We start from the raw sequence: 25,463 nt of genomic DNA, 5'->3' as shown, positions 1-25,463 counted from the left end.
ACCATGGCATTCATTTCTCTCAAGGACGTCTCGGTCAATTTCCCAATCTACGGGGCCGGTGCGGCTTCATTCAAGAAGACGCTCGCGGCATCTGTCACCGGCGGCCGCTTTGGCAAGGAAACCGGCGTCAACGTGGTTCAGGCACTGAGCAACATCAACCTCGAACTGAAAAGTGGGGACCGGCTAGGGTTAGTCGGCCATAACGGCGCCGGCAAATCCACGCTGCTTAGAGCACTCGCTGGGGTATATGAGCCTTCGTCTGGCGAATTCGTGAGGAAGGGCACGGTTTCTAGTTTGATCGACCCTTCGCTGGGAATCGAGCCCGACGCCACCGGCGTCGAGAACATCATGCTCCGAGGCCTCGTGATGGGCATGAACAAGAAGCAGATCGACGCGCTCACACCAGAGATCTGCGATTTCAGCGGCCTCGGCGAATACGTCAATATGCCAGTGCGCACCTATTCGACAGGGATGTTGATGCGGCTGGCTTTCTCCATCTCGACCAGCGTCGAGGCAGATATCCTACTGATGGACGAATGGTTGTCTGTTGGGGACGCGGAGTTCACCGAGAAGGCCGAAAAGCGGATGAAAGATGTGGTCACAAAGTCTGGCATCCTTGTGCTGGCTTCGCATTCGCCTGACCTGATTGCAAAGGAGTGCAATCGGGTCATCCATCTTGAGCATGGGCGGATCGTCGAACAGTGACCTGCAACATTGCAGGGTACACGTCCCATCGGTCGAGAAGGCGCTGGCGCGGCGCAATATTTGGTTAAGAGGATCGCTATGAAAAAACGGGCCTTGGTCACCGGCGTTACTGGGCAGGATGGCGCTTACCTGACTGAACTTTTGCTCAGCAAGGGGTACACCGTCTTTGGTGCGTTCCGCAGGAGCAGTTCCGTCAACTTCTGGCGTATCGAAGAACTTGGCATCAAGGGCCATCCGGATCTGAAGCTTGTCGAGCACGACATGACCGATCTAGGCAGTTCGCTGTCGCTGATCAAGCATGCCGAGCCCAACGAGGTCTACAACCTGGCGGCGCAGAGCTTCGTCGGCGTGAGCTTCGATCAACCGACGACCACGGCGCAGATCACTGCGATGGGCGCACTCAATCTGCTCGAGGCGATCCGCCTGGAAAACCCGAAGATCAGGTTCTACCAGGCCAGCACCTCCGAGATGTTCGGCAAGGTCCAGGCCGTGCCGCAGGTGGAAAGCACGCCCTTCTATCCTCGTAGCCCCTACGGCGTGGCCAAGCTCTATGCGCACTGGATGACCGTGAACTACCGCGAGAGCTACGGCATATTCGGCAGCAGCGGCATTCTTTTCAACCACGAGAGTCCGCTGCGCGGCCGCGAGTTCGTCACCCGCAAGATCACGGATGGCGTCGCCAAGATCAAGCTCGGAAAGCTGGATGTTCTTCAGCTCGGAAACCTGGATGCCAAGCGCGACTGGGGCTTTGCCAAGGAGTATGTCGAGGGGATGTGGAAGATGCTGCAGATCGACGAGCCCGACACCTTCGTGCTGGCCACGAATCGGACGGAGACGGTCCGGGACTTCGTTCGCATGGCGTTCAAGGGCGCAGGCATCGCGGTGGACTTCAATGGCATCGGCGAAAGCGAGTCGGCGGTCGACACGGCAACCGGCAAGACCGTGCTCACCATCAACCCCAGATACTACCGCCCCGCCGAGGTCGAGCTCCTGATTGGGAATCCCGCCAAGGCCAAGGAGAAACTCGGCTGGGAGCCGACTACGAAGCTGGAGCAGTTGTGCCAGATGATGGTCGAGGCCGATCTGCGGCGAAACGCGCAGGGCTTCTCGTTCTGACCCGTATGTGGGGTCTCGTCTACTCAGGCCCCAGCGCCTTCAGCCGAATTTGAGCAGCGCATCTTCGCGAGCCACCCTCGCCGTCTTCTGGTACGCGTCTTGGTTGTCTAGCGGTCGCGGTCGGTGACTACTCCCCGCCCCCCGCACAGATCCGTACGTGTGGCACTACCGCACTGGTGTCCCGTCCCGTTAATTCGTAGGCACAAGAGCTGCATGGGATGAGGCATCCTTGGAGATGCCCCATGCCTAACGCACATACCCGCACGGCCATAGCCGCGCTCACGGAAGGGGAGCGCGCCGAACTGAGATTGATGGCGAGGTCACGATCGTTACCCGCAGCTCTGGCGTTGCGCGCGCATCGTGTTGGCCTGTGAAGGACCCGACAAGGCAAGCACAGAGGTGGCGAAGGTTTTAGGCATTGATCACAATACCGCGAACAAGTGGCGCCTATGTGCGAGATCGCATTTCGGGCGTGTACGATGAGCTTCGGCCAAGGCAGCCGGCATCAGCAAGCGCACGGTGGCGCGGTACCTGCAAGTCGCCGATAAGGCCACACGTCGCGGTTCGTTCAAAAGCGTCGGGAACCGGCCGAGGCTGTGTGAAAACTCCGTCGAGTCATGTTTTCAGGGGTCCCTGACCCCTTGGCGCATTCGCAAAAACGCAGCCTGGGCCCATCTGAGAGGTCGACATTCGAAGTGACAGCGACTGCGATGAGTTTGCACACAGCCTCGACCAAGATCGACACGTTCGTCACCGCAACAGCGGCTTCATCGGCTCCAGCCGCGGCATCAAGGCCAGAAAGGCTCCCACTGCTTCGGCGGTGAGGGCCTTCTGTCGTTTCAACGCCGCTGGCGTCACCGCTTTCTGGCCAGGTAAGCGCGCACGGTGGCTGATTGGGCAAGGTTCTGCTACACAATCCGGCTTTCCAACACCAGAGGAAAAAATGGCACAGTTTCATTTCGTCGAAGACTATGAACGGCACGTCGCCGCACTCAAAGCCTCCTATCCCCTCGATGAAGCAATGTCGCTTGCGGTAGGCGGCAACTACGACCGCGCCGGTGAGATCGAGATGCGCTTGCTTAAGAAGGCAGGCTTGGTCGACGGCATGTCAATCTTCGATTTGGGCTGTGGTAGCGGACGGCTTGCCAATGCGTTGGCAAAGTCCGGCTTGACCATCGAGTATCTCGGCACTGATGTTGTGCAGGACCTCCTCGACTACGCAGCGTCTAAAACACCGCCGCACTACCGCTTCTTACGGCACCCTGAGCTCTCGGTGCCAGCCGAAGACGGCAGTATCGACATTGCCTGCGCCTTCAGTGTGTTCACGCACTTGCTGCACCACGAGAGCTACATGTACATGGCAGACATACGGCGCGCTCTTAAGCCGGGCGGGATGCTCGTCTTTTCCTTCTTGGAGTTTGCCGCCAGCCAGCACTGGAGCGTTTTCGAACACACGATCGAGCAGCAGCGCGCGAGCACTACGCCACACCTCAATACCTTCATTGAGAGCCAATCGATCGTTGTCTGGGCCAAGCACCTGGGGTTCGGTTCACCTCGATTTTTCGGTGATCTGGGCCAGACCACCGCGATCTTGTCCGCCATTTGAGAAAGGACCTCCCTGTGAGCGATCAGCCGCCGTCTTATAGCCAGAGCCAGCCGCTCGGTAAGCCGCCCCACCCCGTCCGCGCGGTCTGGCGAGCTCAGCTCAACCAGACGCCATCGACCTCAGCACCGGAGTAGGCTACGCGGACCTGGTGCAGGCGTCTGCACCACCACCATGAACAAGGCACCATCGCTTCGGCGGCGGGGCCTTCTGTCGTTGTGATCTTGCCTCCCGTACAACCGGACACGGCCTATTCGCAATGTAGCGCCTGTCGGCAGTTCGAAGCTGCCTGAATTCCCTGGGTGATCGCATCTTGACATCTTCAGGCTCGAGTGCGGGTGCACCTCATTGAAGTGCTCGAACGCCGCGGGCAACTGTGCCGGCACAGTTGGCGCATCGCTGAGGTCTATACGTCTGAGGTAGTCACGCCGGAAGGTGTTCGCGAAGTTCTCGGCCATGCCATTGGTCAACTTCCAACGCCTGTGGGATACCGCGCGCCGACTGGCGAGCGGCATGTCAGCAGCCTGCTAGGATTTCCAGACCCGCGCTTGCGCGAACCGCAGCGTGCGAACTACTGTTTCTCCAATGCGGAGTCGATGACCACGAACCGATATCCGCGCAGTCTCCGCTACTCGATAGTAGCGACCACACAATGAACTCTGATTTCGATCCTGATTGGTATGCGACCTTTTACCCAGACATTTTGTCCTTTAGCGCTGGACCGCAGGAGCACTTTCGCTTGCACGGAAAAGCCGAGGGACGCCATCCCACAAAATCCGCCTACGAAGCAGCACTAGGCTTCAATCGCGATTGGTATCTCGCTGCGTATCCTGACGTCGCGGACTCGGAATTGGACCCGTTCGATCATTATCTTGCGCATGGCAAGAAAGAAGGGCGGCACTGCAACGAGAATTTTTCATTCTCCCCCAGTCAACTCGCTGTACTGGAAAAATCCTATCACTGCCCCCGTGGCCCGAAAGCACTCTCCTCGCCATCAAGTCAAACCAATGAAATCCAAGATTATTCTTTCAGCAGCGCGAGATACTGGTCTGATCGATATCGCGATGGAGGCAACTCAGGGGCCGGTTCCTACGGTCGACTGGCGGCTTTCAAGGCGAATACAATAAATTCCTTTGTTCTCGAAAACAAAATTAACTCGGTCATCGAGTTCGGCTGTGGCGATGGCGCTCAGCTCGCGTTGGCGGAGTATCCTTCATATCTGGGATTCGATGTTGCGGATACGAGCATCGAGATATGCAGATCAAAATTCGAACAAGACGAGACAAAAAAATTTCTCAATTCTTCCGCTTATAACCATGAGCGCGCAGATCTTTCGCTGTCGCTGGATGTTATTTTTCATCTCATTGAGGATGAGATATTTCATGAGTATATGCGAAGGCTTTTTTTATCAGCCAATCGCTATGTGATCATCTACTCTTCGAACCAGAATTTGGATTGGCCAGCGGCGCATGTCATGCATCGCAAGTTTTCCGATTGGATCGATATTTATCACGCCGATTTTCAGCTGATCCGGTACATTCCTAATCCTTACCCCCTGAACGACGATCCGCAAAACGAGTCGTTCGCGGATTTCTACATCTATGAAAAACGGCCACGCAAAAGGCATTCATTACCAGGTCAGCTTGTCGTTTCACTGACCAGCTACGCCAAGCGCTTTGCGACCCTTGAGCTGACGCTGCGTCGCATCCTCCAGCAGAGTGTGCAAGCTGACGAAACGATATTGTGGGTGAGCAAGCAGGACAGGGATCAGATTCCACAAGGCGTCTTGGCTTTGCAGCAATGTGGTTTGTCCATTCGCATCACCGAAGATCTTCGTTCCTACAAAAAAATAATTCCTGCACTGAGAGCCTATCCAGAGAGCTTCATCATCACGTTGGACGATGACACGGCCTATCCACTCGATGTCATCGAACCGCTAGTCGCCAACTACCGCCGATCAGACGAAGTCCTCTGCCGTCGCGCCCATCGGGTCACCTTCGGCGAAAATGGCGAAGTGCTGCCCTACAACCGCTGGCAATTCGAAACTCAGGACGAGGAATCTTCGCCCAATCTTTTTCCTACGGGTGTAGGCGGCGTTCTGTATCCGCCTTGCTCGCTCCACTCAGATGCGTTGGAACAGCCGATATTCACGGCGTTGGCACCATTTAACGACGATCTCTGGCTTTACTGGATGGAGTGGCTAGCAGGCAGCACCGTCCGGCGTGTGGGGGCGTCGTATCTGGTGCAGCCGTGGCCTGGTTGTCATGAGCAAGGCCTTTGGGCATCGCATAACTCAGCTGGCGGAAATGACAAAGCAATTCTTGCGCTCACTGCGCGTTATGGGTCGCCTTTTAGCGCCGATCATGCCCCGCCGCCTGAGCGGTATGCCTATTCATCGCAAGGATCCATCTTCAAGCGCTTCGCTTGGTCAAACCCGTCAGGTATGCCAATCGAGTTGACCTCCCAGTACAAGCCTATGTCATTTAGACGTCTCATCCGGCCTCTTGTCAAGCCAATTATGCGCGAATTCGCGCGCCTGTTTGCTACACGATCCGAATACGAGGAAGCGATCGCTCTTCTTCGCGAATCTGCTGTGCGAAATGAAGAATCTGTCGCTTCGGCGACCAGAGAGCTTGCTGCACTGGCCGCTTCGTTGCGTGAATCAAAGGCATCTATTGACGTCACTTTGGATCAGGAGAGCGAGGAGATTAGCGCCAACGAGCGACAGATTGCCGCTGCTGAGCAACAGATCGCTGCCAACGAACGGCAGATTGCCGCCGCTGAGCAACAGATCGCTGCCAACGAGCGGCAGATTGCCGCCGCTGAGCAACAGATCGCTGCCAACGAATTGCGGATTGTGGTTCAAGAGAGTCGGCTTGAAGAATTAAAGTCAACCACTACCAGCCAGCTGTTGGCGCTTGATACTCGCACTGGCGAAGTCGAGCGTGCGGCTGCGTTCGATCGCCAAGCTATTTTTGATCTGGGTCGCAAGGTACTGAACAGTCGTGGAGGCCATGCCAAGGCGAGGAGTGGCGTCGGCGTGATCGTACCCACGTGCGATCGCCCTGAGTTATTGGAGAGTGCCCTCGAGTCGATCGCCGCTCAAACCCTGACACCCGAGGTCGTCATCTTGGTAAACGATGGTCAGGAGGAAGTCACTGACGTGATTCAGCGCTTCGTGAACCGTCTGAGGATGGTGTTGCTAAAGACGCCTTCTCCATTCAGTGGCTCATCGGTTGCGAGAAACGTCGCTCTCGATGCAGTAAATACTCCGTGGGTTGCGTTTCTTGACGACGACAACTTGATGTGGCCAGGTTGGATCGAACGGGTGAGTAGCATTCTCGATGAAGATCCGTCACTGAATCTCGTGTATGGAGTGCAATTGAGGGAAGCGGAGTTCTCGGTGACCGACAAGACATGGTTTCTCGCCCCGTTTGACTTCGAGAGACTTCAGAAGAGCAATTTCATCGACATCAATCAGGTCGTGCATCGATCGAGCAGTGTTCGCTTCGAGCCGAGTCTGAGGCGCCTTGTAGATTGGGACTATCTCATTCGGGTTGTTGAGCAGTCGCCTGGTCGGACGAGTCCGGTGAACGCAATCTCGTCGATCTATTCCTCCAATGGGCCTGCCCGAATCACTGTCGCTCATTGGCCGCCAGCTCTATCGGAGGTCGTTGCCAACCGTCGACGTGGCCACGCAATGGAAGTCCCCGACGGGCACCATGCTTGTAGCTGTTGCGGCTTCGTCGGAGAATTTTTGCCCGGACCACGGCAAAGGCCTGACGCGGGCTGTCCCCACTGTGGATCATTGGAGCGTCATCGCTTCCTCCAACTTGTCGCGCCTCTTCTAAGGGCTCTTTGGATACCGCAGACGAGGCCCCGCGATACGACAGCGATGATCGAGATTGCGCCTTCGCATGCAACGCGGTCGTTTCGCAGAATGTTTGGATCAGCGACAACCGTCGATGCTGATCCTGCCGCCGATGGGAGAGTTGTCAACGTCGTGGCATCGTTGACCGACCTGCCCATGAGATCGGAGAGCTGTGACGTGGTTCTTGCCTTGCATGTGTTTGAGCACATTCCCGAAGATCGCAAGGCGATGAGCGAGGTCGCGCGCGTCCTCCTGCCTACCGGCATCGGGATCGTGCAGGTCCCGTTGTCCGGCAGGGCGACGACCGACGATGACGTCTTGGAATCACCAACAGAAAGATTGGAGCGCTATGGCCAAGAGGATCATGTTCGTTTCTATGGTTTCGATTTCTTTGATCGATTGAATAGTGCGGGTCTGACGTGCATTTCTGTTAGTCCACGCCAATCAATGCCACCAGAAACCATTTTGAAGTATGGCCTCATTGCTGATGAGGCCTTGGTATTTGTCGTTCGTTCCGACAGCGCATGGGCTACTGATCGGCTTATGGCGCTTGAATCGATGATGCGCAAGGGATGTCTGTAGGAAAGCATGGAGCCATTCTCTGCCAAGACAAATTCATTCGCTCTGCGGTGAAATTCTTCAATTACCCTGAACTCGAAATTTGTGCTTCTGCGCGCAAGATCTCATGAATAATATTCTTTTTTACGTACATTACAACAGGAACTCAGATCTGCATGCTCACGTCGCATTTCAAGTGAGAAAACTCAGACCCATATATAAGCGTATCGTGTTCGTATCGAACAGCCCCCTTTCTTCGGAACACAGGAGGGTGCTTTCATTTTGCGTGGACGACATCTTTGAGCGAGCAAATATCGGGTTTGATTTTTATGCTTGGAAAGAGGCCATTGATCATGAAGGATATGAGCGCATATCAAGTTATGACAGCGTAACTCTGATGAACGACACCTGTTTCGGTCCTCTGTTTGACATCGGAGAAGCCCATAACAGGATGCAACTCGATGAGTGTGATTTTTGGGGGATGATCAATCATAGACGGAGAGACGAAATCATCCCCGAACTGGGAACCAATATCCCGGAACATGTACAGAGCTTCTTTTTGACTTTTAAATCCAATGTTATTAGATCCTCTTCATGGCAATTATTCTGGGGAAATATGACATGCGAAACAAATGTATATCAGGTGATCGCAAAATATGAGGTTCGACTTACGCAAGTTCTTTGCGACGCCGGATTTAGATACAAGGCCCTACTCGATACGCTCAAACTTAATCTCTCCCTTGAAGAACTTTCCTATGTGCCGGCAGATTATTGCATCAGCGATCGGCTGCCGCTTCTAAAGATCAAATCCTTACTCCAACATAAAAATCCCAGGCATGTTATAGGGGAGATTCGGCGAATTTCTGGTTACCCAATCGAACTGATTGAAGACTATATAACTAGAGAGCTTCAACCTGATAGGTCGATTTCGTATTGCGACAAGGTCCTGAATGCAAGTTCTTCGGCTTTACCGCTTCACTCCGATGCGGTGCAACCATCGGCCGCCATTCATGTCCACGTCCATTATATTGATGTGTGGAAGAGATATCTTGATTATCTGCAGGCATTGAATTTTCCATATGCCCTGTATATAACGACGGACACCGAAAGCAAGTCGAAAGAAATAGAAATCCTGCTATCGCAAATCGTGGCGCCCAGACTTAAATTAAAAGAAATATTGGTTCTACAAAATCACGGTCGCGATATATTGCCATGGATTGCTATAGCAGATAGATTGTCTAAATACGATTTTGTTCTACACGCCCATACAAAAAAGAGCCCAACAGCAGTGGAGTGGGTTGGCGCATCCTGGCAACAGGAAATATTCGACACGATGTTGGAACAGGCGCCAAGAATCGCGCAAGCCTTCAAAGAAAATCCGAGCCTTGGGGTTGTAATACCCGACGTACCCCGTTATTGGCGATATATTGCCCCAGTACGCCGTGAAATGGAGTCTCAATTCATAGGCATGATGAATGAATTATGGGGTGACATGTGCTGCGAGAAAAAAGTGGACTTTGAAAATGCTCCCGCCTTCATAATGCCCTATGGGACTATGTTTTGGTACCGGCCGACCGCATTAAGAAAAATGACATCGCTTGTACTTGGGGCTAAAGATGTGCCGGCCGAGCCTCTGCCCGAAAAGACGATACTTCACGCCATGGAGAGACTCGTGGTGTACGTCGCTTGGGATGCCGGATTTGATTATAGAATCGCGCCGCCAAAGGAAATAGCATCGGGATTTGCCGATGCCATAATTCGGAATCAGTCCCACGTACAGCCGCCCGCCATTGAAACCACAACTGCATTTAGCAAAGAAAATCACGAGGTGCGAAAATTGAATTTGATTCGGCGTGGAGTGGCCAGGCTCAAGATATTAGCCCGTCCAAAGAGAATAATAAAGATGATTATGCCGTATGGTATGGTAAGGCTATACCAAAGGTCTGCCGAGCTCAGACGACCGCGCGAGCATCAAACTAGCGAAAAACAAACGCCTTCTCCAGCTTACTATCAGAAAAGCAGGGACAATTGGCTTCGCGTGCATCGACATCTGCATCTGATGAACATAGTACGCGATGCGGGCGCCACGAAGCGCTTAAATCTCGTCATATCAAGTCTAGGGCGTGCGCAGCTTTTTGGTGGCATTGCAACCTGTACGGGAATAGCCACCATTCTTGCCAGGGAACTAGATCTACCATTGCGCATAATTGCGCGAGATGGTGGTGCTACTCAGGAACAATACTGGGGAATCATGTCCACGATGGGAATTGAGCCGTGTACCGACGTTTCTTTCTACTCGGATAGTTCCAGAGACGAACTGGGTCGGAACTGCCCGCCAATTTACTCTTCCGATTCGGATATCTTTCTTGCATCGTCATGGTGGACTGCGACCTCATTGCGACAAAGTGTAGATAACAAGTATGTCTATCACATAATTCAGGAAGATGAACTGATGTTCTATCCGCGAGGCGATGATTATTTGGACTGCTGGAAATCACTTCATTCCTCAGAATCCAAGTACATAGTTAACAGTCACTATTTGCATGAGTGGTTTAAGGATGTATACCCGGAAATATATAAGAACAGCGTGGTCTTCGAGCCGGTGTTCTCAAAAAACGTCTCCAGGAGTTTCCCCGAGAAGAAGGCATACAACTTGTTCTTCTATGCCCGCATGACGAATCCCCGCAATCTATTCTGGTTCGGCACACAGCTTATTGATGCCTGCCTTAAAAATGGGATTTTGGAACCTAGGGATTGGAACATTTTTCTTGCTGGAGATGACTCCATTCCACCTCTTGAGTTTTTTGGCGGAAAACAGGCTATTAATCTTGGTATTTTGAGCTGGGAAGAGTACAAGGATTTTTTGCAAGATGTCGATTTGGGCCTATGTCTTATTCATACTCCTCATCCGGGATATCCAGTCTACGATGTCGCAAGTTCAGGTGGTGTGGCGATCACGAACACGCTTTACACCAAGGCTTCCTTCCCTTGCAGCGACAACATCATTGCGTGTGATCTTTCAGAGGAGGCTTTTATGGAGGGCATGAAAAGGGCCGTGGCACTTGCCAGAGACGGGTTAACCCGCAGGAGAAATTATTTGCATCAACGTATTCCATATTCTTGGAATGAGTCCCTCTTCGACACAATTAATTTTGTAAAGAAGGGGCCGTGAAGGACCGGACGCAACTGAGAAGCGCGTGCTTAACAGCACGGGGAATCATCGCTTGGTAAGCGACCAATATATGCATACGGTTGCGCCGCCACTGCCGCAAACCATACGGTGAGCTTTTGCCTAACGGACGGCTGTGATGCCCAAGGATCCGCTCGCAGTGATGCACTTTCGGACTCAGTTGACTTCCTCCTTCCGAAGGTAAGGCGGCGGGCAAGGATACGACCACGAACGATTCAGCGCCAGTAGCGCGTCTGCCCGCATTTCAAGGACCAACGCAGGCCTCGGTGTGCCTGCCGAGCGGCCTGATGCTCACATTTCTGACCCGTGGATCGTCCGAAGAATTTCGATAATGCCTCCTTGTGCACGGACTGGACTTCAGGTGCTGCAGAGCCAGCGAAGCGTTGTCGTTCGCGTACAAAGCGAGCACTAGGACAGATAGGTAGCCAGAAGAGACTCCGAGTGACGCGAGCAACTCGAAGTCCTGGACTCCATAGCCACGACTAGGCTTTGCCTTTTTCCTTCGCGTCATCGAGTTCCGTATGGCGCTTCACGAAAGCCAGGCTCACAAGCTCAGGAAAATGAACATGCAGAAAGCAAGAATCCAGAACGTGACCGTCGTCGCGATGGCCGCGGCACCGTCACGACTCGGACGGTATAGAGCGTGGCCCGTTCTGCAAATCGAGCAGGTCGTTGAGAAGGTAGACGCTGGAGTCGCCCGACTCCAGTTTAGAAGTGATCGGATTTGGGGGAGACGTCAGTAGGCGTCTTACTCCTTCTGCATCTTGAGCCACTCGATCAGCGGTTCGTTGTGCGAAGTGTTTTGGCGGCCCGGCATCACTGAATCGGCCACCTTCCGGTTGAAGAATTCCTTGCCCCTCAACAACCTCTAGAAGGCGCGAACAATGTCCACGGGTGCAGGCGCAGAATCAGAAAGACGCGTTCGACCAACAGGTCCGAGACGCACGAGTTGCCCCATCGAGATCGACGGCGATCGTGCAACGTCCCGCTGGATTGGTCACTGCCAACTGGTTCGAGCTGTTTTCGATAGATCGATGATCGGAAACATTCATCGGAACAAATCGGCCGCGTCGAGCGTCATCCCCGCAGCATCCTTGGCCGATAGTTTCGGCGCCCCGTCAATGGCGGGCCAATCTATAGCCAACGCCGGATCGTTCCAGGCAATGCAGCGCTCGTGCGCCGGGGCGTAATAGTCGGTGGTTTTATACAGGAACTCTGCGCCTTCGCTGAGCACCAGAAACCCGTGCGCGAAACCAGCCGGAACCCAGAGTTGCGTGTGATTGCTCTCGGAGAGTTCGACACCCACCCACCGTCCGAAAGTCGGGGATGCGCGACGAATGTCCACCGCCACGTCATAGACACTGCCGCGCACGACGCGCACGAGTTTCCCTTGCGGTTGCTGGATTTGGTAATGCAGACCTCGCAACACTCCCTGCGCGGAGCGCGAATGGTTGTCCTGCACGAATTCGACATGTTGGCCCACTGCTTCGTCAAAAGCTCCCTGATTGAAGCTCTCGTAGAAAAACCCGCGGGCGTCACCGAACACCTTGGGTTCGATCACGAGCACTTCCGGAATCGCAGTCGGCGTAACTTTCATGACCGCACCTCGTCGCTAAGCAGATGCATCAGATACTTGCCGTAGCCGCTCTTCTTCAGTGGCGCCGCTAGCGCTGTCAGCTGTTCGGTGGTGATGAAGCCATGGCGCCACGCCACCTCCTCGGGACAAGCGATCTTCAACCCCTGCCGATGCTCCAGCGTCGCAATGAATTGCCCCGCCTCCAGCAGGCTCTCGTGGGTCCCGGTATCCAGCCACGCGTACCCCCGCTGCATGATCTGCACATTGAGCATGCCCAGATCCAGATACGCTTGGTTGACCGCCGTGATCTCCAGTTCCCCGCGCGCGCTCGGCCTGACCGCCTTGGCAATATCGACGACCTGTTTGTCGTAGAAATAGAGCCCGGTAACTGCATAGCTGCTCTTGGGTTGCGCAGGCTTCTCCTCGATGCTGCTGGCCTTGCCGTTGGCATCGAAGGCAACAACGCCGTAGCGCTCCGGGTCATGCACGTGGTATGCGAACACCGTCGCGCCCGCGTCCTTCTTGTCGGCATTCGACAGCAGGTGCACGAAGTCGTGCCCGTAGAAAACGTTGTCCCCCAGTACTAGCGCGCTCGGCGAATCCCCCACGAACTTGTCCCCGATGATGAAGGCCTGTGCCAGCCCGTCCGGACTCGGCTGCACTGCGTATTGTAGGTTGATACCCCACTGGCTGCCGTCGCCTAGCAGTTGCTGGAATCGCGGCGTGTCCTGGGGCGTGCTGATGATCAGGATGTCACGCATGCCGCCGAGCATCAGCGTGCTCAGCGGGTAGTAGATCATCGGCTTGTCGTACACCGGCAGCAGTTGCTTGCTCATCGCCAGGGTGGCCGGATGAAGCCGGGTGCCGGAGCCTCCGGCCAGAATGATGCCTTTGCGTTGCGTCATGAGTCTCTTCTTTATATTGGGGATCAGAGCGATTCGCGCAGCATGCGCGAAACACCTGCCTGCCAGTGGGGCAGCACAAGGCCGAAAGTGGCTTGGAGCTTTGCCGTATTCAGGCGGGAGTTGTGCGGCCGCACAGCCGGCGTCGGAAACGCGCTGGTCGGCACCGGGTCCACGGCATCGGGCCCAGCCTTAAGCTCGACGCCGGCCGTTTGGGCCTGTTCCAGCACGAAGCGCGCGTAGCCATGCCAGGTGGTCTCGCCGCCGGCGACGAGGTGATAGAGGCCCGCTTTGGCTGGCTCACGCAGCGTGTCGCGAATCGCGTGCGCCGTCACATCCGCCAGCAATTCAGCTCCGGTGGGTGCTCCGAACTGATCGTCAATGACGGTAAGCCGTTCACGCTCCTTCGCCAGGCGAAGCATAGTCTTCGCGAAGTTGCCGCCGCGTGCCGCATAGACCCAGCTCGTGCGAAAGATGAGGTGACGCGCGCAGTGCTGCGCGACCAGTTGCTCGCCTTCGAGCTTGGTGCTGCCGTAGACACTGAGCGGGCCGGTGGAGTCACTTTCCTGCCACGGCGTCGTCCCGCTGCCGTCGAAGACATAGTCGGTCGAGTAGTGAACCATCAACGCGCCAATTTGCTGTGCAGTCCGAGCAATGACGCCAGGCGACGTCGCGTTGAGCTTTCGCGCGAACTCCGGCTCGCTTTCCGCCTTGTCCACGGCCGTGTGTGCCGCCGCATTGACTATGACGTCCGGCCGCACCTTGAGCACGGTGTCTGCCAGTTTCTCGGGCTGGCTGAAGTCCGCATGGAAATCGGCGCTGTCGAAATTGAGCGCTACCAGTTCGCCGAGCGGAGCCAAGCTCCGCTGCAATTCCCAGCCAACCTGCCCGCCTTTTCCGAGCAGCAGCACCTTCATGCTTGCGCCTTCGCGGGAGCGCCCGCGTATTGCTTCTGGACCCATTCGCGGTAGGCGCCGCTCTGGACGTTTCGCACCCACTCACCATTGGCCAGATACCACTCGACAGTCTTACGAATGCCCGTGTCGAAGGTCTCAGCCGGCTTCCAGCCCAACTCGCGTTCGAGCTTGCGCGCATCGATCGCATAGCGTCTGTCATGCCCCGGACGGTCTGTGACGTAGGTGATCTGCTCGCGGTAGCTCTTGCCATCGGCGCGCGGGCGGAGTTCGTCGAGCAGCGCGCAGACGGTGTTGACGATCTCGATGTTGGGCTTCTCGTTCCAGCCACCGACGTTGTAGGTCTCACCGAGGCGGCCGCCCTCAAGAACCCGGCGAATCGCGCTGCAGTGATCCTTGACGTAGAGCCAGTCCCGCACCTGCATGCCGTCACCGTACACCGGCAACGACTTGCCGGCGAGCGCGTTGACGATCATCAGAGGGATGAGCTTCTCGGGGAAATGGAACGGACCATAGTTGTTCGAGCAATTGGTCGTGACCACCGGCAGGCCGTACGTGTGATGCCACGCCCGGACCAAATGGTCGCTGGCCGCCTTGCTGGCCGAGTAGGGGCTGTTGGGCTCGTACTTGTTCTCCTCCGTGAAAGCCGGGTCGGATGCGGAGAGAGAACCATAAACCTCATCAGTCGAGACGTGCAGAAAACGAAAGGCTTCTTTTTGATCTGCCGGCAATCCATTCCAATAGCCACGCACCGATTCGAGCAGTCGGAATGTCCCGAGCACATTGGTCTGCACGAAATCCTCGGGTCCGTGAATCGAGCGATCAACGTGCGATTCGGCTGCGAAATTGACCACTGCGCGGGGCTTGTGCTCGGCGAGCAGTTTGTCGACGAGGGCGCTGTCGCCGATGTCACCCTGCACGAAGACGTGCTTCGGGTTGGCCTTCAGCGATGAGAGCGTCTCCAGATTTCCAGCGTAGGTCAGCTTGTCCAGATTGACGACCGCTTCCTCGCTTTGCGCAATCCAGTCGAGAACGAAATTAGCGCCAATGAAGCCCGCGCCGCCGGTAACCAGAATCATGTGGGTCCCTCGTTGTTGTCCGAATAATCTAACCGCCTGCCGGCGCTCAAGCGGGGCATTATCCCATTCGTAAATGTTTCAATCCGCAGCTAGAACCCGGCCTCTACACGGAACCTGTCTTCCGCGGCTAGAGTGTCGTGGCGCCTAAAGGATCCCTCTATGTCCACCTCCCAAGACGACAACAAGTCCACCGACCGCATCAAAGACTCCGCCCAACAAATCTGGCTAGCCGGCCTCGGCGCCTTCGCCAAGATGCAGCAGGAAGGCAGCAAAGCCTTCGAGGCGCTCGTCAAGGACGGCGTCGGCGTCCAGAAGCGCACCCAGCAGGCCGCTGAGGAAACGCTGGCCCAGGCCCAGGCCCGGATGGCAGGTTTCGCCAGCGAGTTCGGCACAAAGGCCGCCGGCGGATGGGGCAAGCTCGAGAACATCTTCGAGGACCGCGTCGCGCGCGCCCTCGAAAAGCTGGGCATGCCGTCCGCCCAGGAGGTGGCGGCGCTGCAGGCACGGGTCGAGGCCCTCGAAGCGGCATTGCGTCGCAAGGAAGCCGCCAGTGCACCGGCGAATGCTGCACCGCGCAAGACGACCGTGCGCAAGTCGTCCGATACGACCAAGCCCTCGACGGCAAAGCCCTCGCAGCGACGCAAACTCGGCGGCGACTGATAAGCCCTGACCGGAGGCCAGGCCTCCCGGTCTTCGCGGGACAAGCGGCGCTCAACGCCCTGCGCCGCCACAACTTGCGCTAGAGTGTCCCCCAGAGACAAAACGGGGCTACGACATGGCCAAGAAAGCGCCACGCCGCACTGCACAACGCATCCTCGAAGCCGCACTTGACCTGTTCAATCGGTTCGGGGAACCGAACGTCTCGACGACGCTGGTCGCAGGCGAACTCAACATCAGTCCCGGCAACCTCTACTACCACTATCCCGCGAAGGACGAGCTGATCAACCGGCTCTACGAAGGCTACGAGACGGAGCTCAACGAGTTGCTGCACGCGAGCCAGGGCGTTCACGACGTCGAGGATGCATGGTTCTTCATGCACAGCCTCTTCGAGCTGATCTGGCGCTACCGCTTCCTCTATCGCGATCTCAACGACCTTCTGAGCAAGAACCGGCACCTCGAAACGCAGTTCCAGCTGGTGCTCAAGAACAAGGCGCGCGCCATTCGCGCCCTCCTCGCCGGGCTCAGCCAGGCTGGCCACCTCGACATCGACTCGCGCGAGGTCGACACACTCGCGCAAAGCATGGTGGTCGTGCTGACGTATTGGCTCAGCTACGAATACGTGCGCAATCCACGCGAAGCCCTGGAGCCGGCCCACGCCCAGGGTGCGCTGCTGCGCGGCGCCCACCACACACTGCACCTGTTGGCGCCCTATTTGGCGACGGAGCAGCGGAGGCATTTGCTGACACTCAGTAGCGCCTATTCGGGCGAAGATCAACCTGCAACGGTCTGACTTGAATATTTCTTTTTGAATGACCCACCCGGACCTCCAACCCCTTCCGCGGCTGTCCAGCAGCCACACGCCGACGACAGGGCCCTGGACTCGAATGCCCTACCGGGATACGCCTCGCTTTGATGCGTCGAGCGTGGTGGAGCACTGGTCTCGCCTGCATATCGGCCAGGGCATCCCGCCGCCGGCGCCGGGCCCGCTGGCGGAGGGTTGGGCCCTCTATCACGGCGGGGAGTTCGAGCGGGCTGTCGACGTCGCCCTGAATCAGGGGCGTGAGGGCTTGGCGCTCGCCAATCAGGCGACGGCGATCTACGCCAACTATCTCGAGCCGCGCGAAGGGATCCGTCTGGCCCTCTTCAGACAAGTGGCCGAACGCGCCACCGCACAGGTTTCGACGGAGCCGAACAACTGCGAGGCGCTCTATTGGCAGGCCTACGCGCTGGGCCGCTATAGCCAGGGCATCAGCGTGGCGCGCGCGTTGGCGCAAGGCCTGGGATCCAAGGTCAAGGGCGCGCTCGAGCGCGTGATCGAGCTGCAACCGCACCACGGCGAAGCCCATGTCGCGCTCGCGGCCTTCCACGCCGAAGTCATCGACAAGGTTGGCGCGCTTGTCGGCCGAATGACTTACGGTGTGCGGGCGGAGGCCGCGGTCGACTTGTTCGAGCGCGGCCTGCAACTCAACCCGCATTCGGCCATCGCGCTGATGGAATATGCGCGGGGACTCTTGATGCTGTATGGCGAATCGCGCATGGCCGAAGCGACCCGACTCTATGAAAAGGCGGCCGGCCTCGAACCGGCAGATGCCCGCGAACGGCTTGACGTTGAACTGGCGCGCGCAGGCCTCTCCGACTGACCGCCACGGTCAGGCGGCGAACCAACGGCGTTCACCTAGAATTCATCCCCATGAGGCACCTTTGGGGGTTGGCTTCGGCCGGCCGCCCAAGGCCCGGCACTCCAACCCAGACTCCCTCCTGCCTGCCCAAGATCGATGAAGATGACTGCCAATCAGCGTTACGGCGCGACCAACGCCGACGCTGACGACCGGCTCGCCCCTTCTGCCACGACACGCTCCCGAAGCACCGCATCATGGACCACCCTGGGCCTGGTGTTGTTGCTCGCAGCGCTGTGCCTGATCTGGTTCGTCAGTCTCGGTATGCGCTCCCTCATCACGCCCGATGAAGGCCGCTATGCCACGCTCGCGCTCGAAATGGCGCGCAGCGGCGACTGGGTGACACCCCGCCTGAACGGGCTCCTCTATTTCGAGAAACCCGTCCTTCAATACTGGGTCGGCGCGTTGGCCTTCCTGGCCTTCGGCGTTTCGGATTTCACGGCGCGCCTGTGGCCCGGCGTGGCGGGCTTCCTGACGTTGCTGGCCGTTGGCTTCACCGCCGGCCGTCTCTGGGGCCGCGAGGCCGGCATCCGGGCGCTCGCCATCACCGCGTCGACGACCTGGATCGTCGGCAACAGCCACTTCCTCACGCTCGACGCCGGGCTGACGCTGTTTCTCACGCTGGCACTTTGCGGCGTGCTGCTGGCCAACGACAGCGCCACTTCGGACGTGTCGAGCGTGTCGGACATGCGGGCTCGCCGACGCTGGATCTGGCTCGCGTGGGCCGCGATGGCCGGCGCGGTGCTGAGCAAGGGCCTGGTCGGCATCGCAATCCCCGGGGCCGTGCTGGTCATCGTCAGCATCTGGCGGCGCAACATGCAGCTCTGGCGAGGCATGCACTGGTTCTCGGGCTTGCTCATCTTCTTCGTGCTCGCGACACCGTGGTTCGTGCTGGTTTCGGCGCGCAACCCTTCCTTCGCACAGTTCTTCTTCATTCACGAGCACTGGCAGCGCTATGTGTCCAACGTGCACCAACGCGTGGGTGCGTGGTGGTACTACGTCCCCCTCCTCTTGGGCGGGATGCTGCCCTGGACCGGCGCACTGCCATGGCTGTTCCGCAAGGGGAGTCCGGACGGCGGTCGGCCGCCGATCTCCGCCCGCGACATCCTGCTGGTCTGGTGCGTCTTCATCTTCCTGTTTTTCTCCGCGTCGGGCTCCAAGCTTCCGTCGTACATCCTGCCGATGTTCCCGGCGCTGGCGCTGTTGATCACCATGCAGTTGCGCGATGCCTCGTCGTCCGCCTTGCGCTGGCATCTGCTGTTGCCGGTCCTGGCTTGGGGACTGGTCTTTGTCGTCTCGACGCAAACCGATCGCTTCGTCTCGCTCACCACGCCGGCCGAGATGCTCGCGCCGATGGCCGCAGCCGTGCGGGTGGGTGCCGCCGTCTTCCTCGTGGGCGCGGCCATCGCCTGGTGGTGCCTGGGTCGGCGCAAGGTCACGGCGGCCATCCTGAGCTTGGCGTTCTGCCACCTGATCGGGACCACTGTGGTCCTGCAATCGCACAACACCTATGGCCAGCTCAAGAGCGCCGCAACCCTGGTGCCCATCCTGCAGCGCGAGATCACGCCTGATACGCCGGTCTTTTCCGTTCGCGCCTACGACCAGACGCTACCCTTCTACCTGGGGCGCGAAGTGACCCTGGTGGAGTACATCGACGAATTCGCCCTCGGCGAGATCCAGGAACCGGACCGCTGGATCAAGTCGCTCGACGAGTTCGTGGCCCGCTGGCAGTCGCTGCCCCAGGCAGCCGCCTACATGGGGCGGGATACATGGGCGGAACTCCAGCAGCGCGGCCTGCCGATGCGAATCGTGTTCGAAGACCAGCGACGCGTCGTGGTCACCAAGAAATAAATGAAAGCACTTGATTTCCTGTGGGTCCTGAGCGGCGTGCTGCTCAACGCCGTGGCCCAGCTTCTCCTCAAGGCCGGTGCCAACAGCGCCGGCGAGATCTCCATGTCTGCCGGTGCGCCCGCCCTCTTCCGGACGGCCCTCGGTCTCGCCCATCACCCCGGCATCCTCGGCGGACTGGCCTGTTACGCCATCAGCGTGGTGGTCTGGATCATCGCGCTGTCGCGCGTTGAAGTGAGCATCGCGTACCCTATGCTCTCCATCGGCTACGTCGTCAATGCCATGCTTGCCTGGTGGCTATTCGGCGAAGACGTCAATCTGCAGCGCTGGTTGGGCATCGGTGTGATCATCGTCGGCGTGATCCTGGTAGCCCGCAGCGGGAGTACCGCATGAGTTCACTACCGTTTCTTCCTTTCACTCGCCCGTCCATCGACGAACGCACGATCGCCGAAGTCGGCGACGTGCTGCGCTCGGGCTGGATCACGACCGGCCCCAAATGCCAGGCGCTCGAAGCGGCCCTGTCGCAACGCCTGGGCGGCCGGCCCGTACGGCTGGTGAGCTCGGCCACCGCCTCTTTGGAACTCGGCCTGCGGCTGTGTGGCATCGGCCCGGGCGACGAGGTCATCACCACGCCGCTGAGCTGGGTGGCCACTGCCAATGTAGTGCTCGCAGTGGGCGCAACGCCCGTGTTCGTGGATGCCGATGCGAAGACCCGCAACATCGATCTCGACCTGATGGAACGCGCCATCACGCCGCGCACCCGCGCCCTGCTGCCGGTCGACCTCGCCGGTCTGCCGGTGGATCGTGACCGGCTCAATGCAGTGGCTATGAAGCACAACCTGCGCGTGGTCGAAGACGCGGCGCAATCCTTCGGTTCCCATTGGGGCGACCGCGAGATCGGCAGCTTCGGCGACCTGGTGTCGTTCAGTTTCCACGCCAACAAGAACTTCACGACCTCCGAAGGCGGCTGCCTGGTCCTCAACAACGAGGATGAAGCGCGGCGTTTCGAAAAGCTCCGCCTCCAGGGCGTGACCCGTCTTCCGGACGGTGGCATGGAAGTCGAGGAGTGGGGCAGCAAGGCCAACCTCACCGACGTGGCAGCCGCCATCGGGCTGGGACAACTCCGGCAGGTCGACGACTTCAACATCCGCCGGCGACAACTGGCCGAGCGCTATCTCGCGCAATGGGACACCACGCTCGGATTCGAACTGCCTCCCGCCGACCTGACGCGGCAAGGCAACTGGCACATGTTCCAGCCCCTGCTTCCGCGCGAACTCGCGCCGCGCCGTGGTGACTTCATCGCGGCGATGCGGGCGCAAGGCATCGGTGTCGGCGTGCACTACCCCGCCATGCACCTCTTCTCGATGTTCCGCAAGCGCGGTTGCGCCCCGGGCGATTTCCCGGTCGCCGAAGACATCGGCGCGCGGACGCTCACGCTCCCCTTGTTCCCGGCCATGACCGACGCCGACGTGGACCGCGTCTGTGCCGCAGTCGCCACCGTGACGGCCGAGCTGCGCTGAAAATGAAGCTCACCCCCAGCCTCGCCCACTTCGTGTGGCTCGGACACCCCCTCTCCGGGGGCAACCCCAGCGGCCCGGCCAAGCCGGTTCCGCGGGGTTTCTGGCCTCGGCTGTGCCGGTTCCAAGGGTCGTGGGTCGCTCGAAGCGCGGCGGGAAACTGACATGCAGATGAACGACACCGCTACTTCGGCGATCACGCAACCACCGTTCCTGGCGGACCGGCCGACGCTGAGCGTCGTGATCCCGGTCTACAACGAGGAGGCGGGGCTGGCCGCCCTGTTCGAGCGGCTCTATCCCGCGCTCGACGCACTGGCGCTCGCGTACGAGATCGTCTTCATCGACGACGGCAGCCGCGACCGCTCGGCCTCGTTGCTGGCGGCGCAATTCGAAAGTCGGCCGGACGTCACGCGCGTGATCCTGCTCAACGGCAATTTCGGTCAGCACCGGGCGATCCTCGCGGGCTTCGAACATTGCCGCGGCGATCGCGTCGTCACGCTCGATGCCGACCTGCAGAACCCGCCGGAGGACATTCGCCTGCTCCTCGAAGCGATGGACGAAGGCTCCGACTACGTCGGTTCGATCCGGCGTGATCGCCAGGACGTCGCCTGGCGCCGTTGGGCCTCGCGCGCGATGAACGGGCTTCGGCACCGGCTCACCGGCATCGCGATGACCGATCAGGGTTCGATGATGCGGTCGTACAGCCGCGACGTCATTCAGCTCATCAACCAGTGCAACGAGATGAACACTTTCATCCCGGCGCTGGCCTATCAGTTCGCCAAGCATCCGACCGAAGTGTTGATCGGCCACGAGGCGCGGCATGCCGGCGAATCCAAATATTCGCTGTACAGCCTGATCCGCCTGAACTTCGATCTCGTCACCGGCTTTTCGCTGGTGCCGCTGCAGGCCTTCTCGATGCTGGGGCTCGTCGTTTCGCTGCTGTCGGGACTGCTGTTCGTGATCCTGGCGGGCCGGCGCCTCATCCTCGGTCCTGAAGTGGGCGGTGTGTTCACGCTGTTCGCGCTGGTGTTCCTGCTGATCGGCCTGGCCCTCTTCGGCATCGGACTGCTCGGCGAGTACATCGGCCGCATCTACCAGGAAGTCCGGGCACGGCCGCGCTACCTGGTCAGCGCCATCCTGGAGCGCAGGGAATGAGCGCCGCCGGACGCGCGCCGCGCGCGATCGTTTTCGCCTATCACGATGTCGGCGTGCGCTGCCTGCAAGTCTTGCTCGACGCGGGCGTCGACGTCGGACTGGTCGTGACGCATACCGACTCGCCGAACGAAACGATCTGGTTCGGCAGCGTGGCGTCCGTGGCGGCGGAACAGGGCCTGCGATGCGTCACGCCTGAGAATCCGCACGACCCGGCGCTGCTTGAAATCGCGCGAGCGTTTGATCCCGATTTCCTGTTCTCCTTCTACTACCGGCAGATGCTGAAGCGCGAGTGGCTCGACATGCCGCGCCGCGGCGCCTTCAACATGCACGGCTCGTTGCTGCCGCAATACCGGGGCCGCGCGCCCGTGAACTGGGCCGTCCTCCACGGTGAGCGCGAGACGGGCGCGACCCTGCATCGCATGAACGAAAAGCCGGACAACGGCGCCATCGTCGACCAGTTCGCCGTGCCCATTCTTTCCAACGACACGGCCCGCGACGTGTTCGGCAAGGTGACGCTCGCGGCCGAGATCGTCCTGGCGCGATGCCTGCCGGGGCTGCTCGACGGCACGGCCGTGGAGCGCCCGCAGGATCTCTCGCAGGGCGGCTACTTCGGAGGGCGTCGTCCGGAAGACGGGCGCATTCCCAACGATGCGAGCGCCCGGCAGGCCCATGACCTCGTGCGCGCACTCGCGCCGCCCTATCCGTGCGCATTCCTGACCTTCAAGGGCCAGCGCATCCTCATCGAACGCACGCTGCATGCGGCCGCGCCCGCTGAAACGCCCGGTCGCGGCCTGCGCCTGTGGACCGACGACCGGTCGCTGTGGCTGACTGCGGCCGACGGGAGTACCCTGCGCGTCCTGTCGGCCCGCCGCGAAGGCGATGCCAAGCCGTTCAACGCCCACGATTTCGAAACGCTCTTCTCCGCCCGCTGGCTCGAAGCCGACGCCTGAGAAGCCCCCCATTACCTTCAAGAAAAGCAGATTCACATGCTCAAAGTCCTGATCCTCGGCGTCAACGGCTTCATCGGTCACCACCTGACGCGTCACATCATGGAGACCACCGACTGGGAAGTCCACGGCATGGACATGATGTCGGACCGCGTCGAACCCTGGCTCGACAACCCGCGCTTCCACTTCTTCGAGGGTGACATCACCATCAACAAGGAGTGGATCGAATACCACGTGAAGAAATGCGACGTGGTGCTGCCGCTGGTGGCGATCGCCACGCCGGCCACCTATGTGCGCGAGCCGCTGCGCGTGTTCGAGCTCGACTTCGAGGCCAATCTGCCCATCATCCGGCAGTGCGTGCGCTACGGAAAGCGCGTGGTCTTCCCGTCGACCAGCGAGGTCTACGGCATGTCGACCGATGCGGCCTTCGATCCCGAAGCGTCGAACCTGGTGTACGGCCCGATCAACAAGCCGCGCTGGATCTACGCCTGCGCCAAGCAGCTGATGGATCGCGTGATCCATGCCTACGGCCAGGAGCAAGGCCTGCGCTACACCCTCTTCCGCCCCTTCAACTGGATCGGCCCCGGGCTGGACAGCCTCCATGCACCGAAGGAAGGTTCGAGCCGCGTCATCACCCAGTTCCTCGGCCACATCGTTCGCGGCGAGCCGATCCGGCTGGTCGACGGTGGCAGCCAGCAGCGCGCCTTCACCTACGTGGACGACGGCATCTCGGCGCTTGTGAAGATTATCGCCAACAAGGACGGCGTCGCCGACAGCAAGATCTACAACATCGGCAATCCGGCCAACAACCATTCCATCCGCGCGCTCGCCAACATGATGCTGAGCCTGGCGGCCACCTTGCCCGAATACCGGGACGCCGCGGCGAAGGTCAAGCTGATCGACGTCGCCGCGGATGACTACTACGGAAGCGGCTACCAGGACGTCCTGCAGCGCGTGCCCGACATCCGCCGGACCATCTCCGACCTCGACTGGAAGCCCACCGTGGGCATGGAAGACGCGCTACGCGCGCTGTTCGCGTACTACAGCGACCACGCCGCTGCCGCCGCCGCCGATCTGGAAGCCTGAGCGCGATGGCGCGCATCGCACTCAAGATCGACGTCGACACCCTGCGGGGCACGCGCGAAGGCGTTCCGCCGCTGGTCAAGGTGTTGACCGATGCGGGTGCCGGCGCGAGCTTTCTCTTCAGCCTCGGACCGGATCACACCGGCCGCGCCATCCTGCGCGTGCTGCGCCCGGGATTTCTCAGCAAGGTCTCGCGCACATCCGTGCTCGAGCACTACGGCCTGAAGACCTTGCTCTATGGTGTCTTGCTGCCGGGGCCGGACATCGGCCGCAGCGAAGCCGCTACGTTGCGTGCCGTTCGTGACGCGGGATTCGAGGTCGGGGTTCACTGCTGGGACCACGTGCGCTGGCAAGACCAACTCATGGCACACGACGGCGCCTGGGCCGAGCGCGAGATGCGCCTGGCAACAGAACGCCACGCCGAAGTGTTCGGCACGCCGCCGCGGCTGCACGGCGCCGCGGGCTGGCAATTCAACCCGGGTGCCGCCAAGGCCGAAACATCACTGGGCATCGCGTTCGCATCGGATTCGCGCGGCACTCATCCCTTCGTACCTGTTGGTGACGACGGCAAGGTGCTCGGCCCACCGCAGTATCCGACCACGCTGCCGACGCTCGACGAACTCATCGGCATCGACGACATCACCGTCGACAACGTGCATGAGCATCTGCTCGCCCTGACCGCGGGCACCACGCAAGACCAGGTCTACACATTGCATGCCGAACTCGAAGGCATGAAGCTGCGCCCGGTGTTCGAGCGCCTGCTCGCGGGCTGGCGTGCGCAAGGGCACTCGCTCGTCGCCATGCGCGACCTGCACGACGAGTCCGCGAGCGCCACCCTGCCACGGCATCGTCTGGAACAGGGCACCGTACCAGGGCGATCCGGCCTGCTCGCCGTGCAAGGCGAGGCCTTGGCGGCCTAGGGCCTGTTCACACTACTTCCGGGGATCGCGTTGCCGTGCAAAGGGGCTGGATGCAAGGCGCCCGCGCGCAGCAAGGCTTTGGCCTTGCAAGCGTGGGCAACGCCGCAGACGGCCCCTTTGCACGACAACCCGAAGGGAAGGTA

19 protein-coding genes and 1 pseudogene are annotated in these 25,463 nt (G+C 59.3%); 15 read left to right on the top strand and 5 right to left on the bottom strand.

Going from position 1 to position 25,463, the window contains the following annotated elements; genetic code table 11:
* Positions 1-3: 3 nt before the first annotated feature.
* The 3 genes from AC1DHL_RS20155 (at position 4) to AC1DHL_RS20145 (ending at position 3,427) form a co-directional block, all read left to right on the top strand.
* A complete protein-coding gene (locus AC1DHL_RS20155) occupies positions 4-705 on the top strand; it encodes an ABC transporter ATP-binding protein (RefSeq protein WP_478163137.1) in 702 nt (233 codons plus the stop codon).
* A 78-nt stretch (positions 706-783) separates the two neighbouring features.
* Complete coding sequence (gene gmd, locus AC1DHL_RS20150; RefSeq protein ID WP_478163136.1) at positions 784-1,821, top strand: GDP-mannose 4,6-dehydratase; 1,038 nt, start codon at positions 784-786, stop codon at positions 1,819-1,821.
* A 943-nt stretch (positions 1,822-2,764) separates the two neighbouring features.
* Positions 2,765-3,427: a class I SAM-dependent methyltransferase gene (locus tag AC1DHL_RS20145; protein ID WP_478163135.1), complete on the top strand. Its 663-nt coding sequence runs from the start codon at positions 2,765-2,767 to the stop codon at positions 3,425-3,427.
* A 270-nt stretch (positions 3,428-3,697) separates the two neighbouring features.
* Here the strand turns inward: AC1DHL_RS20145 and AC1DHL_RS20140 are convergent.
* Positions 3,698-3,891: pseudogene (locus AC1DHL_RS20140) on the bottom strand (integrase core domain-containing protein); the annotation flags it as partial.
* A 185-nt stretch (positions 3,892-4,076) separates the two neighbouring features.
* Here AC1DHL_RS20140 and AC1DHL_RS20135 point away from each other — a divergent pair.
* Both AC1DHL_RS20135 and AC1DHL_RS20130 read left to right on the top strand, forming a co-directional pair.
* On the top strand, positions 4,077-7,877 hold the full coding sequence (locus AC1DHL_RS20135; protein ID WP_478163134.1) for a glycosyltransferase: 3,801 nt from the start codon (positions 4,077-4,079) through the stop codon (positions 7,875-7,877).
* Between the two features lie 103 nt (positions 7,878-7,980).
* The gene (locus AC1DHL_RS20130; RefSeq protein WP_478163133.1) at positions 7,981-11,025 is read left to right on the top strand and encodes a rhamnosyltransferase WsaF family glycosyltransferase; all 3,045 of its coding nucleotides are present in this window, start codon (positions 7,981-7,983) and stop codon (positions 11,023-11,025) included.
* A 1,066-nt stretch (positions 11,026-12,091) separates the two neighbouring features.
* Here the strand turns inward: AC1DHL_RS20130 and rfbC are convergent.
* From rfbC to rfbB, 4 genes are read right to left on the bottom strand one after another with little or no spacing between them, the layout of a single operon-like run.
* A complete protein-coding gene (rfbC, locus tag AC1DHL_RS20125) occupies positions 12,092-12,640 on the bottom strand; it encodes a dTDP-4-dehydrorhamnose 3,5-epimerase (protein ID WP_478163132.1) in 549 nt (182 codons plus the stop codon).
* Positions 12,637-13,524 carry a glucose-1-phosphate thymidylyltransferase RfbA gene (rfbA, locus tag AC1DHL_RS20120; RefSeq protein WP_478163131.1) on the bottom strand — a complete coding sequence of 296 codons (888 nt, stop codon included), beginning with the start codon at positions 13,522-13,524 and terminating at the stop codon, positions 12,637-12,639. The genes rfbC and rfbA overlap by 4 nt, the downstream gene beginning before the upstream one ends.
* Positions 13,525-13,547: 23 nt before the next feature.
* Complete coding sequence (gene rfbD, locus AC1DHL_RS20115; protein ID WP_478163130.1) at positions 13,548-14,438, bottom strand: dTDP-4-dehydrorhamnose reductase; 891 nt, start codon at positions 14,436-14,438, stop codon at positions 13,548-13,550.
* Positions 14,435-15,514: a dTDP-glucose 4,6-dehydratase gene (gene rfbB, locus AC1DHL_RS20110; protein ID WP_478163129.1), complete on the bottom strand. Its 1,080-nt coding sequence runs from the start codon at positions 15,512-15,514 to the stop codon at positions 14,435-14,437. Before rfbB ends, rfbD begins: the two co-directional genes overlap by 4 nt.
* 159 nt (positions 15,515-15,673) lie before the next feature.
* Here rfbB and AC1DHL_RS20105 point away from each other — a divergent pair, with 159 nt between their 5' ends.
* The 10 genes from AC1DHL_RS20105 (at position 15,674) to AC1DHL_RS20060 (ending at position 25,320) form a co-directional block, all read left to right on the top strand.
* The gene (locus tag AC1DHL_RS20105) at positions 15,674-16,174 is read left to right on the top strand and encodes a phasin family protein (RefSeq protein ID WP_478163128.1); all 501 of its coding nucleotides are present in this window, start codon (positions 15,674-15,676) and stop codon (positions 16,172-16,174) included.
* 115 nt (positions 16,175-16,289) lie between these two features.
* Positions 16,290-16,964: a TetR/AcrR family transcriptional regulator gene (locus tag AC1DHL_RS20100; RefSeq protein WP_478163127.1), complete on the top strand. Its 675-nt coding sequence runs from the start codon at positions 16,290-16,292 to the stop codon at positions 16,962-16,964.
* Positions 16,965-16,983: 19 nt separating this feature from the next.
* Positions 16,984-17,814: a hypothetical protein gene (locus AC1DHL_RS20095; RefSeq protein ID WP_478163126.1), complete on the top strand. Its 831-nt coding sequence runs from the start codon at positions 16,984-16,986 to the stop codon at positions 17,812-17,814.
* A gap of 141 nt (positions 17,815-17,955) precedes the next feature.
* Positions 17,956-19,701 (top strand): glycosyltransferase family 39 protein, encoded by a 1,746-nt coding sequence (locus AC1DHL_RS20090; protein ID WP_478163125.1) that lies wholly within the window; start codon positions 17,956-17,958, stop codon positions 19,699-19,701.
* Positions 19,702-20,091, top strand: a complete 390-nt coding sequence (locus AC1DHL_RS20085; RefSeq protein ID WP_478097572.1) for an SMR family transporter — start codon at positions 19,702-19,704, stop codon at positions 20,089-20,091.
* Entirely contained in the window at positions 20,088-21,218 is a 1,131-nt protein-coding gene (locus AC1DHL_RS20080; RefSeq protein WP_478163124.1) for a DegT/DnrJ/EryC1/StrS family aminotransferase, read from the top strand. Before AC1DHL_RS20085 ends, AC1DHL_RS20080 begins: the two co-directional genes overlap by 4 nt.
* Positions 21,219-21,386: 168 nt before the next feature.
* Positions 21,387-22,370, top strand: coding sequence for a glycosyltransferase (locus AC1DHL_RS20075; protein WP_478098124.1), 984 nt, complete (start codon positions 21,387-21,389; stop codon positions 22,368-22,370).
* Entirely contained in the window at positions 22,367-23,320 is a 954-nt protein-coding gene (locus tag AC1DHL_RS20070; protein ID WP_478163123.1) for a formyltransferase, read from the top strand. Before AC1DHL_RS20075 ends, AC1DHL_RS20070 begins: the two co-directional genes overlap by 4 nt.
* A 36-nt stretch (positions 23,321-23,356) precedes the next feature.
* Positions 23,357-24,403, top strand: a complete 1,047-nt coding sequence (locus tag AC1DHL_RS20065) for a bifunctional UDP-4-keto-pentose/UDP-xylose synthase (protein WP_478163122.1) — start codon at positions 23,357-23,359, stop codon at positions 24,401-24,403.
* A gap of 5 nt (positions 24,404-24,408) precedes the next feature.
* Positions 24,409-25,320: a polysaccharide deacetylase family protein gene (locus tag AC1DHL_RS20060; RefSeq protein ID WP_478163121.1), complete on the top strand. Its 912-nt coding sequence runs from the start codon at positions 24,409-24,411 to the stop codon at positions 25,318-25,320.
* Positions 25,321-25,463 lie beyond the last annotated feature (143 nt).

Source organism: Variovorax sp. 10L426, from assembly GCF_056395305.1.
This window is presented reverse-complemented; position numbering and strand designations above follow the sequence as displayed.